Genomic DNA, 13849 nt, shown 5'->3' with positions numbered 1-13849 from the left:
GCCTTCCGGTGAACGGAAAGGGGCATTCCGCTTCGCCCGGCCCGCACCGATCGTGGACCGTGAGGCTGAGGTGGCGGTCACATCGGGGTGCACCGCCCGCAGCAGGTCCGAGGGAGGAATCGGTCGATGCAGATCCAGGTCGGGATCGTCGGAGCGGGGCCCGCGGGGCTCATGCTCTCGCACCTGCTGCACCAGCGCGGCGTGGAGTCGGTCGTGCTCGACACCCGGACCCGCGAGGAGATCGAGGGCACCATCCGGGCCGGTGTGCTGGAGCAGAGCTCGGTGGACCTGATGGTCGACACCGGGGTCGGCGCGCGCGTCAAGGAGCTCGGCATGGTGCACCACGGCATCGAGCTGCGCTTCGGCGGCAAGGGGCACCGGATCGACTTCGCCGACCTGACCGGCGGCCGCGGGGTGACCATCTACCCGCAGCACGAGGTGCTCAAGGACCTGATCGCCCAACGCCTGGCCGACGGCGGCGACATCCGCTTCGGCGTCTCGGACGTGCAGGTCGAGGACGTCACCGGTGACCGGCCCAGGATCCGGTTCACCCAGGACGGCACCGAGCATGAGCTCGACTGCGAGCTGGTGGCGGGCTGCGACGGTTCGCGGACCTCGACCCGCTTCCTGATCCCGGCGCCGAACCCCCGGCAGGACCACTTCCGCCAGTACCCGTTCGCCTGGTTCGGCATCCTGGCCGAGGCGCCGCCGTCCTCCGAGGAGCTGGTCTACGCCCACCACCGCAACGGGTTCGCGCTGATGAGCACCCGTTCGGCGACGGTCCAGCGGCACTACCTGCAGGTGGATCCCAACGACACCGTCGAGGACTGGTCCGACGACCGGATCTGGTCGGAGCTGCACACCCGGGTGGCGGGCGCGGACGTCAAGGAAGGCCCGATCTTCTCCAAATCGGTCCTGCACTTCCGCAGCTTCGTGTGCGAGCCGATGCAGCACGGCCGCCTGTTCCTGGCCGGCGACGCCGCGCACACCGTGCCGCCGACCGGCGCGAAGGGCATGAACCTCGCGATCGCCGACGTGCACGTGCTTTCCCGCGCGATGGCCGAGTTCTTCGCCAACAGCGACCGCACCGCGCTCGACGCCTACACCGCGACCGCCCTGCCCCGGATCTGGCGCGCGCAGCACTTCTCCTGGTGGATGACCTCGATGCTGCACCGCATGCCCGAGGCGACCGGTTTCGACCTGAACCGCCAGCTCGCCGAGCTGGACACGGTCACCCGCTCCCGCGCGGGCCGGACCCTCCTCGCCGAGAACTACGTCGGCACGCCGTTCGAGTAAACAACTCGGCCCTGAAGGACCGAGCTTTGAGACGGCTCAGTCCTGCTGGGCCGGGCTTGCGCTCCCGTCGCCACCGGGTGTGGCGGTGCGGGTCGCATCGCCCGCTTATGCGGGTTGGGGCATGTTTACGAATACCCACGCCGAGCGTGCGCGGTCACGCACGTTGACCCCGGCGACGACGTCGGCTGGTCCAGCGAGACCGCACCGACGACAACAGAAATCGTCCCGAGTGGGCCTGTTGGCCCGCTCAGTGTGACCACACAGCGGACAGTGCTGCGAGGTGTAGGCCGCGTCCACCGACAGCACCGGCACACCTACACGCTGCGCTTTGTAGGCGATGAACGTCCCGAGCTGGGCAAACGGCCAGGAGGATTGTGCGGCCCGCTGGTCGCGTCGAACCGTGACCCGCTCACGAATACCACCCAGCTCCTCCAGGGCGATACCGCGCTCGGTGCGTTGGGCGACGGCCACAACATCCTTAGCGATCGCGTGGTTGATGTGCTTAGCGTGCCGCGCTTCTTTCTTGGCACGCTTCTTGAGCAGGCGGACAGCGGAGCGGGTGCGCTTGGCCTGGATCTCGGCCTTCTTGCGTGCCTGCCAACGCCGATACCGGCTCAGGCGGCGCCCCGAGTAGTGGGTTGCGTCCGACGTGGTGGCCAGGTTGTTGATGCCCCGATCGACCCCGATCCAGTCCACCGGCTCAAACTGCGGTTTCTCGGGAACGTCGCAGGTGGCGATCAGGAACCACTTACCGTCCCGCAACACCAGATCCGACTCGCCCTGGCGGTGCTCGACCAGGGTTTTCAGATCCTGCGGTGAGGCCGTGAACTGCACGTTCTTCATGCGGCCGTGCATGGTCCAGATACTCACGGTGCGGGCATCGTAGTTCCACGACAAACACCGATCATCAAAGGTGTGCGCCGCATCAGGCCGGAACTCGACCGGCTTCGACTCGGCCTTAACCCGTCGCTTCGAGCCCGGCCTACCCAGGTTCCCGTGACGGATATTGCTGTGCAGGGTGGTGTAGGCGTCCACGACACGCTTGATGACGTGCTGCGCTGCCTGCGCACCCAAGCCGCACCCCTTGAGGTCGGCATAACACGCTGACCGCAGTCGCTTCACGTCACCGTGAAGGCCGTGTGCTTCGAACCCTGCCCGCGACACGTCGTTCACGGCCTGATTGACCGCGTGCAGGGTCGCCTCCAGTGCCGACGCCTGTTCCGGCGCCGGTAGAAGCTTCACCTGCACAACGATCTTCGCACCGCGCACCATAGCAGTGGTCTATGCCACCTCGATGGGAGCCAAATCCCGATATTCGCAGAGGTCGCAGCGTTGTCTACACGCCGCATGCTCATTTGGTCTTCACCCCTAAGTACCGGAGGGGTCCGTTCACCAGCGACATCCGTACCCGGTGTGAAGAGATCATGCGCGAAGTCTGCGCGGACTTCGACGTGGAGCTACGCGAGTTCAACGGCGAAACCGACCACGTCCACCTACTCGTGCACTACCCGCCGCAAGTAGCCCTCTCACGCCTGGTCAACAGCCTCAAAGGTGTCTCTTCCCGTCGTCTGCGCCGCGAATTCCCCGAACGCATCCGCAAATACCTCTGGGGAAGCCACTTCTGGTCTCCGTCTTACTTCGCAGGGTCCTGCGGCGGGGCGCCACTAGAGACAGTCAAGCAGTACATCACCAACCAGAAACGTCCAGGTTGGAGCGGTGCCGGTGGCGGAGCCCCGGAGTTGATCGATTCGCGTCCCGTTGATCGGAGTTGCGGGCATACTCTGATCTCCGGGATCCACGCTGCCGGGCGTGGCCGAGTCTGCGACGGGGTGGCCATGACGTTCCGGTACTACCTGTACGTCAGCGACAGCAAGGTGGACATGCTGCTGTCGCAGATCGACCCGAGGTTCGCCGCCAAGCGCAGCACCGAGGTCGGCGTGAACCTGCAGATGGTCTCGGCGAAGCGCAGCACCGCGCCGACCGACGACCGCTTCCTCCGGCTGGAGCGGGTCGTGCGCTACCTGCAGGACCACGGCGATGTCGGCACGGTCGACGAACCGGGCCAGTTCTTCGGCGGTCTGCTGCCGATGCGGTGGACGTCGATGCCTGGTGCGGCGGATCCGTCGCTGGTGTTCCTGGGCGGCTGCGACGGCCGGAACGTGGTGGGGCTCGGCGGATCCGCCCGGCACCTGCTGGGTTCGGTCCCGGGGGTGGACGACGCCCGCCCCTCGTCGTCGTTGCTGCCGGCCATCCTCGACCAGCTGGGCACGGCGTCCGAGCTGGAGGACGAGCTGGTCCTGGACTCGGTCGGCGACGATCTCGACCGTACCGACCACTCGGCGCTCGCCGCCGTGCACCGGGCGGTCCGCGAGCTCCGGACGCCCGCCCAGAACGTCGAGTTCATCGCCAAGCGGCTGCTGCACGGCACCGGTCCCGGCGGGGACGAGTCCGTGGTGCTCGGCTCACCGATCTACGTGGCCCAGGTCGACTAGCCGCCAGCACGTCCGACGGAGGTCGGCATGGATGCGCCGCAGGAGCACGCGGGGACACCGTCCGAGTGGCGGGTCGGTGACGTGATCGACGGCCTCTACGAGGTCGCGGAGGTGATCGGGCGCGGCGGCATGGGTGTGGTCCACCGGGCGCGGCACCTGGTGTGGGACGTCGACCTGGCGGTGAAGTGCCCGCGGCCGGCCCTGTTCCGGACCGAAGCCGCCCGCGAGCTGTTCATCACCGAGGCCGAGACGTGGGTGGCGCTGGGGTTGCACCCGCACGTGTGCGGCTGCCACTACGTCCGGACGCTCGGCGGTGTCCCCCGGGTGTTCGCCGAGTACGTCCCGGGCGGCAGCCTTCGCGAGTGGATCGACGACGGGCGGCTGTACCGGGGCGATGAGCGAGCGGTGCTGGCGCGGGTGATCGACACGGCCGTCCAGATGGCGTGGGGCATCGAGCACGCGCACAGCCGGCACCTGGTGCACCAGGACGTCAAGCCGGACAACGTGCTCTTGGACGGCTCCGGCACCGCGAAGATCACCGATTTCGGGCTGGCGCTGGCGCGCGAGGAGCTGGCCGCGCTCGATCCGGACGCCCCGCCCGGAACCAGCGTCCCGCTGCCGGGCGGTGGTGGCGGAACGCTGCGGTACGCCTCGCCCGAGCAGGTGGCGAACCGTCCGCTGGGGCGGCGCACCGATGTCTTCAGCTTCGCGGTGTCGGTGCTGGAGATGTTCACCGGTGGGCCTGCCTGGGACAGCGGCCCGGACGCGGGTGCGGCGCTGGACGGCTGCCGGACCGGTCACGCCGGTGGGCTGCCCGCCATGCCGTCCGCGCTGGCCGACCTGCTGGCGAGGTGCCTGCACCAGGATCCCGCCCGGCGGCCGGGTTCGATGGCCGAGGTCGCCGCCGCACTGGCCGACGTCTACCGAGCCGTGCTGGGCGAACCGCATCCTCGCCAGGTTCCCGCGGCAGCCGACCTGCGGGCCGACGAGTACAACAACCGAGCACTGTCCCTTGTGGACCTCGGTCGGCCGGGCGAAGCCGAGGAGGCGCTGCGGAAGGCGTTGGCCGCAGATCCGCAGAACGTGCCAGCCCGCTACAACGCGCGACTCGCGCAGTGGCGGGCCGGTGCCATCACCGACGGGGAACTCGTCACCGAGCTGGAAGCGCTCCGGGTGGACAGGGGCGACGCCCGGGAGGCCAGCTACCTGCTCGCCCAGGTGCACATGGAGCGGGGCGATCTCGTTTCGGCTCGCGCGCTCCTGGCGGACGTGGCGCGGGAATGGGGTGACGAGCCGGACGTCCAGGCGGCGCTGCGCGCGATCCGGTCCGGTGAGATCACCGATGCCCGGTGCGTCGACGAGTGGCACCTCCCGTGGCCCTCGTACCCGGAGCACGAGCTGGGCAGCCGAGGTGAGCCCGCCACGGCGGAACCAGCCGCGTTGGAGAGCTCGCGGGCGGCCGTCCTCTCCGCGCCTCCCGGCGCCAGCATCGCGCGCGTTCCCGCGTCGTTCCACGACGACGCCGCGATCGCGCTCACCCCCGACGGACAGCTGGCGCTGACCGGTACCTGGGACGGCAAGGTGCGGTTGTGGGACGTGGGCGCCGAGCGCTGCGTGGTGGTCCTCAACGGTCACAGCGAGCCGATCCAGTCCGTCGACCTCACCCCGGACGGGAGGTTCGCGGCTTCCGCGGACCGGGAGGGGACCGTCTGCTTCTGGGACCTCGCCGACGACCGCGCTTCGAGCCGGTGCGCGGTCGCCGGAGCGGACGTGGAGCGCTCCGGCATGCAACTGGCCCGGGTGAGCCTGAGCCAGGACGGGTCCGTCGCGTGCTGGCCCGGTTCGGACGGCGGATTCCGGTTCCTGGACACCGTCCGCGGGGAGCAGCGGTGGGTCGAGGCACCGGATTTCGGGCACGCGCGGCTGGTCCGGCTGAGTCCGCAGCGGCGCTGGCTGCTGGCCGGCGGCAGCAGCGGCGACGGGCCGACCAGCCTCTCGGAGTCGGTCGGCGTCTGGGACCTGGACACCGGCCGCCGCCACCACGTCCTGGCCGGGCACACGTCGTACGTCACCGCCATCTGCGTCACCGCCGACGAGCGCTTCGCGGCCACCGGGAGCCACGACCGGACCATCCGGATCTGGGATCTGGCCGACGGCAGCTGCGTCCGCGTCCTGACCGGGCACACGGCCGACGCCCTGTCGCTCAGCGCCGGTGCGAAGTCCCTGCTCTCCGGGGACGCCTTCGACGGCACCGTCCGGTTCTGGGACATCAGCACCGGCCGATGCTTGCGGACCTTCCAAGGCCACCGCAACAGGACGGCTGCCGTCACCCTGGACCCCGACGGCCGGTTCGGGTTCTCCGCTGGTCAGGACAGAGCAGTCCGCCGATGGCGGTTGCCCGCGAGCTACGACGCCGCGCCGAGCCTGACCCGCCCGCGCCCGGAGACCGAGCTGAGCAGGCTGGGCGCACGGGTGGACTCGCTGGTCGCCGAGGCGGAGCAGGCGATGTCGGACGGCAGCGTGCAGTCAGCGCTCGACCTGCTCACCCGGGCCAGGACGACGCCCGGCTACGAGCGGGAGCCGAAGGTCCTGTCCGCGTGGTGGGCGCTGAGCCGCCACGCCCGGAAGACCGGGCTGCGCGCAGCATGGTCGGCCCGGGTCCTCCGCGGGCACAGCGACCACGTGGGCGCCGTCGACGTGTCCGACGACGGGCGCCTCGCCGTATCGAGCAGCGGGGACGGCACGGTGCGGGTGTGGTCGGTCGACACGGGCGCCTGCACCCACGTGCTCGAAGGCCACGAGCACATGGTCGAGTCGGTCTGCTTGAGCCCCGATGGCCGGCAGGTCCTGTCCGGCAGCAGGGACGGCACGGTCCGCCTGTGGTCCCTCGAAACCGGTGAGTGCCAACGGGTTCTGGGCGCACCGACCGGGCGCGGTGAATCCGCCCCGGTCCGGTTCAGCGCCGACGGACGGCAGGCCGTGGTCGGCCATTGCGACGGCAGGGTCCGGATCTGGGACCTGGCCGGAGGTGAGCCTCGACCGCTGTTGCCGCACCGCGTCTACGACATCGCCTTGGCCCGGGACGGCCGTCTCGCCGCGTTGGCCAGGGGCAGCATGGTGCAGCTCTGGGACCTGGAGCGCGCTGCGCCCGCTCACTCCCTGCGCGGCGAGTTCCTGAGCACGATGCGAGCGGTGTGCCTCAGCGCGGACGGACGCCTCGCGCTGACCGGCGAAGCCGAGGGAATCCGGTTGTGGGACACCACGTCCGGAGAGGTCGTCCGGTCGTTCAGCACGGGCGACCCGCTGGGTGCGGGCCGGGATCGCAACACCTTCCTCCAGATGACCGCGCAGGGCGATTTCGCGGTCTCCGGTGGGTACTGGACACCACCTGTCGTCTGGGACGTCACCTCCGGGCGTCGCCTGCGTTCCCTGGACGGTCACGGCGAAGGCATCGGCTGCCTGGCGATGACGCCCGACGGCCGCTTCCTGCTCACCGGCAGCACGTCCGGGGAGGTCCGGGTCTGGGAACTCGACTGGGAACTGGCGGCCGACCGGTCGTGAGCGCGAGGACCGGCGTTCGCGCTCACGACCCGCACGGCCTCAGAACGGGTACTGCTGGATCGGGCCCTGGATCGTGACCCACTGGGTTTCGGTGAAGGCCTCGAGGTTCGCCTCCGCTCCCCCGACGCGGCCGCCGTTGCCGGAGGCCTTCACCCCGCCGAACGGGATGTGCGCGTGGTCGCCGACGGTCTGGTCGTTGACGTGCACCAGACCGCTCGGGATCTGCTTGGCGATCTCCCACGCCTGCATGGCGTCCCCGCCGAGCACGCTCAGCGACAGCCCGTACTCGGTGTCGCGGGCGATCGAGATCGCCTCCTGCACCGTGCTGAACCGCAGGACCGGCGCGACCGGGCCGAAGATCTCCTGGCTGAACGCGGGTGTATCGGGTTTGACGTGGTCGAGCACGGTCGGCCGGTAGAACAGCCCGTCGTACTCACCACCGGCGACCAGTTCCGCGCCGGCGGCCACGCTCTCGGTGACCAACCGGTGGATCCCGTCGCGCTGCTTGGCGTCGATGATCGGCCCCAGCGCCACCTCCGCGGTGTTCGGGTCCCCGACCGGCAGGGTGCGCGCCTTCTCCGCCAGCGCCGCGACGTATTCGTCCGCAATGGACTCGTGCACCAGGTGCCGCCCGGCGGCCATGCAGATCTGCCCCTGGTGCAGGAAGGAGCCCCACGCGCCGGCCGACGCGGCAGCGGCGATGTCGGCGTCGGGCAGCACGATGATCGCGTTGTTGCCGCCCAGCTCCAGGTGCGCGCGCTTGAGGTGCGCGGCAGCGGCCTCCCCGACCTTGCGACCGGCCGCGGTGGATCCGGTGAAGGCGATGACCCGGGTGTGCTCGTCGGCCACCAGCGCCGCTCCCGCGTCGGCCCCTCCCGGCAGCACCTGGAACACGCCCTCCGGCACCCCGGCAGCTTCGAAGATCGCCGCCAGTGCGAGGCCACCGCACACCGCGGTTCGCGTGTCGGGCTTGAGCACCACCGAGTTGCCCAGCGCCAACGCCGGTGCCACGGCGCGGATCGACAGGATCAGCGGGAAGTTGAACGGCGCGATCACCCCGACGACCCCGGCCGCGACCCGCCGGCTGAAGCTGAGCCGGCCGTCCGCCGACGGCAGCAGCGATCCCGCCGGGTGCGAGGTCAGCCCGGCGGCTTCGAAGCACTCGTTGGCCGCGGTCCGCACCTCGATGTCGGCCTTCGGCCGGATCGAACCGCCCTCGCGGATCAGCCAGCTGCGGACCTCTTCGGCGTGATCGAGGAACAGCTGCCCGGCCCGCCGCAGCACGGCCGCCCGCTCCTCGAACGGCTTGTCCTCCCAATCCCGCTGCGCCGCAGCCGCTTTCGAGCAGGCCGCGGCGATGTCGGCCGGGGTGGCGCAGCCGACGTGCCCGAGCTGCTGCCCGGTCGCGGGCTCGACCACCTCGGTCGGCGTGCCGCCGGCCGAGGTCCAACGCCCGGTGAACACCTGCTTGGACCAGCGTTCGGCGTCGAGGATCGTCATGCATCGACCTTTCTTCAGGGTTGTGCGGAGGTCCGCTGCGGTTCGGGGAGGCGGAACTCCTTCTTGGCCACGATCGCGACGGCGATCGCACCGATCACGCCGGGCACCGCGACGGCGATGAAGTTCTGCTGGAACGGTAGCTCCAGCGCCAGCAGCGCGCCGCCGAGCGCGGGTCCGCCGATGGCGCCGATGCGGCCGATCCCGGCCGCCCAGCCGACGCCGGTCGAGCGCACCGCTGCCGGGTAGTACTCCACCGCGAACGCGTGGATGATCGCCAGCACGCCGACGGTCGCCGCCCCTGCGATGAACAGCAAGGTGTTGAGCACCAACGAGTTCGGGTTGAACGACAGCCCGATCAGCGACAGCGAGGCGAGCGCGAAGTACAGCACCAGGGTGCCGCGGTAGGTCCAGCGGTCGGCCACCCAACCGCCGACGATCGCGCCCACCATGCCGCCCAGGTTCAGCACCACCAGGTTCCACAGCGCCGAGCCCAGGGGGTAGCCCGCGGTCTGCATCAGCTTCGGCAGCCAGGTGTTGAGCCCGTAGCTGAGCAGCATGCACATCGCGAAGAACACCCAGATCAGCACGTTGTTGAGCGCGTTCCCACCGGTGAACAGCTGCCGGAGCCCGACATCGGCCTGCCCGGAGCGGCGGTCCAGCGACACCTCGTCGAGGTCGTCGCGCTCCGGGGCGATCCGGCGCAGCACCACCAGCAACCGCTCCCGGTCACCGCGGGCGGCCAGGTAGTCCGGTGATTCCGGCAGGTGGCGAAGCAGGAACGGCACCAGCAGCAGCGGCAGGCCCGCCACGTAGAACACGCCGCGCCAGGTCCACACCGGTTCGATGTAGATGGCGAACACCGCCGCACCGATGCCGCCCACCGAGTAGAACGACGACACCAGCGTGACGAACAGGGCCTTCGCCCGGCGCGGTGCGATCTCCCCGGCCAGCGCGGTGAAGTTGGGCACCAGCGCGCCCAGCGCCACCCCGACGACGAACCGCAGCACCCCCAGCACCTCCGGGCCGGTGGCGAACGCGCAGCCGAACGAGGCGATGCTGGCGATGGTCACGCAGGTGATCATCAGCGGCCGCCGCCCGTGGCGGTCGGCCAGCGGCGAGATGAACAGCCCGCCGACGAGCATGCCGACCAGCGCGACGGACCCGAGCGTCCCGGCGGCGACCGGGTCCATGTGCCACTCGTCCATCAGCTGGGAGATGACGGTGCCGTAGCTGACCATGTCGTAGCCGTCGACGATCATCAGCAGCGAGCACAGGGTCAGGGCTTTGAGGTGGAAGCCGTTGAGCCGGGCAGCGCCGACCACGGCCCCCGCGGTGTGCTGGGGCAACTGGGTTCCTCCGGTTCCACTTCGTCGGGGAGGGCCGGTCAGGGTTCGGTGAGCTCGGTTTCCGCTTCGATCAGCACCGGCTTGCCCGCGCCGAGCGCGCTCTTCAGCGCAGCGGTGAACTCCGCACCGGTGCGCACCGACGTCGCGTCGACGCCGTACCCCCTGGCGATCTGCGCGAAGTCGATGCCGGGCACGTCCATGCCGGGCACCTCACCGGCGTCGAGGACCTTGGAGAACCAGCGCAACGCGCCGTAGGTGCCGTTCTTCAGGATGATGACGATCACCGGGATGCGGTACCGCGCAGCGGTCCACAGCGCGGTGATCCCGTAGTTGGCCGATCCGTCGCCGATGAGCCCGATCACCTGGCGCTCGTCGTGCGCCAGCTGCGCCCCGACGGCGGCGGGCAGCCCGAAGCCGAGCCCACCGGAGGCCGGGAAGAAGTAGCTGCCCTGCGTGGAGAGGTCCATCTGCGCCCAGAAAGCACCGGTGGTCGCGGTGGATTCCTTGACGTAGACGGCATCTTCCGGGGCGTGCTCGCGCAGCAGCGCGAACAGCTCCTCCGGGTGCAGTCGCTCGCCGGCGGTCCGCGCGGCCGGCCGTTCCGGCAGCGGCGGCAGCTCGGGCCGGAGGCCGGGGGTGACCGCACCGGCGAGCCGGGACAGCGCGTCCTTGACGTCGCCGACCAGCGCCTCCCCCATCGGTGCGCGCGCGGCTTCGCCGGGATCGCTGGTCAGCTGCACCAGCCGGGCACCTGCGGGCAGGTACTCGCCGGGCACGAACTGGTGGTAGCGGAACACCGGTGCTCCGACCACCAGGATCAGGTCGTGCTCGCGCAGCGCGTCGGTGATGCCCTGGACCGCGGCGGGCAGCACGCCGCGGAAGCTGCGGTGCCGGGTCGGGAACGGGCAGCGCGACGCGGAGGGCGCGATCCACACCGGCGCACCCAACCGGTCGGCCAGGCGCACGGCGTCGTCGTTGGCGTGTTCGGCGTCGACCTCTGGGCCCAGCACCAGCACCGGATGCTGCGCGCCGTCCAGCGCCTCGGCCAGCTCGGCCAGCTGCGCTTCGCTCAGCGCCCCCGCGCTGGCGGTCTTGCGCTCGAGCAGGTGCTGCGCCCCTTCCGGTGCTTCCTGCGCCCAGTCGTCGTAGGGCACCGAGACGTACACCGGTCCCTTGGCGGGCAGGTTCGCGATGTGGATGGCGTGGCTGATCGAGCGCGGCACGTCCTGCGCGCAGGACGGCTCGCAACTCCACTTGACCAGCGGTTTCGGCAGCTCCGCGGCGTCGACGTTGGCGAGCATGACCTCCTGGCCGATGGTCGAGCGCACCTGCTGCCCGGCGGTGATGATCAGCGGGCTGTGCGAGTAGACCGAGTTGGTCAGCGCCCCGAGCGCGTTGCCCGTTCCGGCCGCCGCGTGCAGGTTGACCAGCGCGGAGCTGCCGCGGGCCAGCGCGTAGCCGTCGGCCATCGCCAGCACCGCGCCCTCGTGCAGGCCCAGCACGTAGCGGAAGTCCTCCGGCATCCCGGCCAGGAACGGCAGCTCGTTGGAGCCCGGGTTGCCGAAGATCGTCGTCAAGTCGTGCGATCGCAGCAGGTCGTAGGTCACGTCGCGCACGTCGGCCATGGATGTTCGCTCCCCGTGTCGGTGATGTCCGCCACCATAGGGAGCGCAGCGCTCATAGGCCTAATGAATGTTGTTGATCCAGATATGGCCCAGATCTATTCTCGCTGCGTGGTCGACGTGGACCTGAACCTGATGAAGACGTTCGTGCTCCTTTACGAGACGCGCAGCGTCACCAAGACGGCCGAGGCGCTGTTCATCACGCAGCCGTCGGTGAGCCACGCGCTGCGGCGGCTGCGCCGCCAGTTCAACGACGAGCTGTTCGCCCGCTCCCCCGACGGACTCGCCCCGACCGAGATCGCCGAGCGCATGTACCCGCGGTTGCAGCAGGCGCTGGAGGTCATCGAGGACACGGTGTCGGGCGCGGGCCGGTTCGACCCGGCGACCTCGGAGCGCACGTTCCGGATCTGCGCGACCGACCTCGGCGAGATCAGCCTGCTGCCGCCGGTCCTGGCCCGCCTCGAGCGGAACGCACCGAACTGCGCGGTCGAGGTGCTGCCGCTCGACATGACCGCCGCCCCGCAGCACCTGCGCCAAGGTCGCGCCGACGCCGTGATCTGCACGCCCCGCATCGACGCCCCGGACCTGCGGCGCGACGCCCTCTTCCAAGAGCACTACGTCGGTCTGCGCGCCCGGGCGCACCCGCGCATCGGCGAGCGCCCGACGTTCGAGGACTACCTGCGGGAGCGGCACATCGTGGTCGACCCGGCGGCCGGGCACGTCGACGCCGACGTGGAGCTCACCCGCCTCGGGCACCGGCGCGCGGTCGCCGCCCGGGTACCGCACTTCACCGCGCTGCCCGAACTGCTGGCGCGGACGAACTACCTCTCGGCGGTGCCCGGCGGAGTGGCCGAGCTGTTCACCCGCTCATCGCAGGTGGCGACCTTCCAGCTGCCGTTCGACGTTCCGACGGTGGAGGTCTCGCTCTACACCTACCGGCGAGCGCTGCCCGCGCCCGGCACCGACTGGCTCCGCGAGCTCATCCGGCGCACCCTCCGGCGAGCGGAACCGTCCACTTGAGACGGAAAGGGGATCAGGCGGCGACCTGGTCGAGCTCGGCGCTGGTCGAGTGGCGGCGCACGTCGAACAAGTAGCCGACCCAGAAACCGACGACACCGGCACCGACGACGGCCAGCGTTCCAACAGCACGCACCATGGGAGTTCCCCTTCTCCGCGGCGCCGGATCACCAAACCCCGGCCTAACAGGTTCACCCCGATGCTCAACCCGCCGGATGGCAGCGCCGTTGCCAAGACGATAACGCCCGGTGAAACGGCCGACCACACCGCCCCGCACAAGACCGAACACGCAACGCAACCGTCCACAGAGGACTACCGCGCGGTAGGGCGACGCCAGTTCACCGGACGTCAGCGCAGTTCGACCCGACCGCCGCGGCCTTCGATTTCGGCGCGCAGCGCCGGGGCATCCGAACGAGTGAGGTCCAAGTGCGCACCAACGGCGCGCAGGTCCGCTCGAACGGTTTCCGGATCCGGGTGCTCGGCGCGCAGCGACAGCAACCGGACCTCCGGCAGCCCCGACTCCGCCGGGTGCGGCGCACTGCCCCAGTCGATCAGGAACGGCACGAGTCCGTCGCGCGGCCTCGGTTCGCGCTTGGCCAGTCGCCACTCCAGCAGCTCCCCGCTCGGCGTCCGCCGGGACATCGACTCCGCATCACCCGGGTCGTACCCGGCGGCGCGCGCATCGGCCACCGCGCGGTCCAGGTCGGTGGTGGTGATCGCCCAGGTCACCAGGCTCGGGACGGTCAGCGCGGCCAGGCCGAACACGGTCGGTGGGCGCGTCGCCTCGGGGGCCGGGCCGATGACCTCCAGGTAGGCCCGGCCGCCGAGACCGACGAGGTAGTTCTGCGTGCCGTTGGCCGGGTGGCGACCGCCCGGCACCGGGGCGACGCCGAGCAGGTCCGCGACCGCCCGCACCCCGGCGAGCAGGTCCGGCACCCCGTACACCAGGTGGTCCAGCCGCGACTCGACGTTCGTCATCCGCACCTCCGAAGACCCGGTTCCCGATCCCACCACC

At 70.5% G+C, this 13849-nt stretch carries 10 protein-coding genes and 1 pseudogene; 5 read left to right on the top strand and 6 right to left on the bottom strand.

Features of this window, described 5'->3' with window-relative positions:
* The first annotated feature begins 126 nt into the window (after positions 1-126).
* Positions 127-1296, top strand: coding sequence for a 4-hydroxybenzoate 3-monooxygenase (locus OU415_RS20035; RefSeq protein WP_270950419.1), 1170 nt, complete (start codon positions 127-129; stop codon positions 1294-1296).
* Positions 1297-1401: 105 nt separating this feature from the next.
* Here the strand turns inward: OU415_RS20035 and OU415_RS20030 are convergent, their stop codons facing one another.
* Positions 1402-2568: an RNA-guided endonuclease InsQ/TnpB family protein gene (locus tag OU415_RS20030; protein ID WP_270950417.1), complete on the bottom strand. Its 1167-nt coding sequence runs from the start codon at positions 2566-2568 to the stop codon at positions 1402-1404.
* 11 nt (positions 2569-2579) lie between these two features.
* Between OU415_RS20030 and tnpA the strand changes: the two are divergent.
* The 3 genes and pseudogenes from tnpA to OU415_RS20015 form a co-directional block, all read left to right on the top strand.
* Positions 2580-3002: pseudogene (gene tnpA / locus OU415_RS20025) on the top strand (IS200/IS605 family transposase); the annotation flags it as partial.
* A gap of 129 nt (positions 3003-3131) precedes the next feature.
* The gene (locus OU415_RS20020) at positions 3132-3788 is read left to right on the top strand and encodes a DUF7019 family protein (RefSeq protein WP_270950444.1); all 657 of its coding nucleotides are present in this window, start codon (positions 3132-3134) and stop codon (positions 3786-3788) included.
* Positions 3789-3815: 27 nt separating this feature from the next.
* Positions 3816-7349, top strand: a complete 3534-nt coding sequence (locus OU415_RS20015; protein WP_270950415.1) for a protein kinase domain-containing protein — start codon at positions 3816-3818, stop codon at positions 7347-7349.
* A 39-nt stretch (positions 7350-7388) separates the two neighbouring features.
* Here OU415_RS20015 and OU415_RS20010 read toward each other — a convergent pair whose 3' ends face one another.
* Genes OU415_RS20010 through mdlC form a run of 3 tightly spaced genes read right to left on the bottom strand, consistent with a single transcriptional unit; the run spans position 7389 to position 11820 of the window.
* Positions 7389-8849: a benzaldehyde dehydrogenase gene (locus OU415_RS20010; protein ID WP_270950414.1), complete on the bottom strand. Its 1461-nt coding sequence runs from the start codon at positions 8847-8849 to the stop codon at positions 7389-7391.
* Positions 8850-8863: 14 nt separating this feature from the next.
* Positions 8864-10195, bottom strand: a complete 1332-nt coding sequence (locus OU415_RS20005; RefSeq protein WP_270950413.1) for an MFS transporter — start codon at positions 10193-10195, stop codon at positions 8864-8866.
* Between the two features lie 38 nt (positions 10196-10233).
* On the bottom strand, positions 10234-11820 hold the full coding sequence (gene mdlC, locus OU415_RS20000) for a benzoylformate decarboxylase (protein WP_270950411.1): 1587 nt from the start codon (positions 11818-11820) through the stop codon (positions 10234-10236).
* A 108-nt stretch (positions 11821-11928) separates the two neighbouring features.
* Here mdlC and OU415_RS19995 point away from each other — a divergent pair, with 108 nt between their 5' ends.
* On the top strand, positions 11929-12837 hold the full coding sequence (locus tag OU415_RS19995) for a LysR family transcriptional regulator (protein WP_270950408.1): 909 nt from the start codon (positions 11929-11931) through the stop codon (positions 12835-12837).
* 13 nt (positions 12838-12850) lie between these two features.
* Here the strand turns inward: OU415_RS19995 and OU415_RS19990 are convergent, their stop codons facing one another.
* Together OU415_RS19990 and OU415_RS19985 are read right to left on the bottom strand one after the other, a co-directional pair.
* Complete coding sequence (locus tag OU415_RS19990) at positions 12851-12973, bottom strand: hypothetical protein (RefSeq protein WP_270950407.1); 123 nt, start codon at positions 12971-12973, stop codon at positions 12851-12853.
* A gap of 209 nt (positions 12974-13182) precedes the next feature.
* Entirely contained in the window at positions 13183-13812 is a 630-nt protein-coding gene (locus OU415_RS19985; protein WP_270950406.1) for a VOC family protein, read from the bottom strand.
* Positions 13813-13849: the final 37 nt, after the last annotated feature.

Origin of the sequence: Saccharopolyspora oryzae (genome assembly GCF_027853915.1) — a bacterium.
GTDB lineage: Bacteria > Actinomycetota > Actinomycetes > Mycobacteriales > Pseudonocardiaceae > Saccharopolyspora > Saccharopolyspora oryzae.
This window is presented reverse-complemented; position numbering and strand designations above follow the sequence as displayed.

What these genes read in the sequence shown, in the direction of transcription:
- mdlC (WP_270950411.1), bottom strand. Translation starts at nt 11,820, where the DNA reads ATGGCCGACGTGCGCGACGTGACCTACGACCTGCTGCGATCGCACGAC.
- OU415_RS19985 (WP_270950406.1), bottom strand. Translation starts at nt 13,812, where the DNA reads ATGACGAACGTCGAGTCGCGGCTGGACCACCTGGTGTACGGGGTGCCG.
- OU415_RS20035 (WP_270950419.1), top strand. Translation starts at nt 127, where the DNA reads ATGCAGATCCAGGTCGGGATCGTCGGAGCGGGGCCCGCGGGGCTCATG.
- OU415_RS20015 (WP_270950415.1), top strand. Translation starts at nt 3,816, where the DNA reads ATGGATGCGCCGCAGGAGCACGCGGGGACACCGTCCGAGTGGCGGGTC.
- OU415_RS20020 (WP_270950444.1), top strand. Translation starts at nt 3,132, where the DNA reads ATGACGTTCCGGTACTACCTGTACGTCAGCGACAGCAAGGTGGACATG.
- OU415_RS20010 (WP_270950414.1), bottom strand. Translation starts at nt 8,849, where the DNA reads ATGACGATCCTCGACGCCGAACGCTGGTCCAAGCAGGTGTTCACCGGG.
- OU415_RS19990 (WP_270950407.1), bottom strand. Translation starts at nt 12,973, where the DNA reads ATGGTGCGTGCTGTTGGAACGCTGGCCGTCGTCGGTGCCGGTGTCGTC.
- OU415_RS20030 (WP_270950417.1), bottom strand. Translation starts at nt 2,568, where the DNA reads ATGGTGCGCGGTGCGAAGATCGTTGTGCAGGTGAAGCTTCTACCGGCG.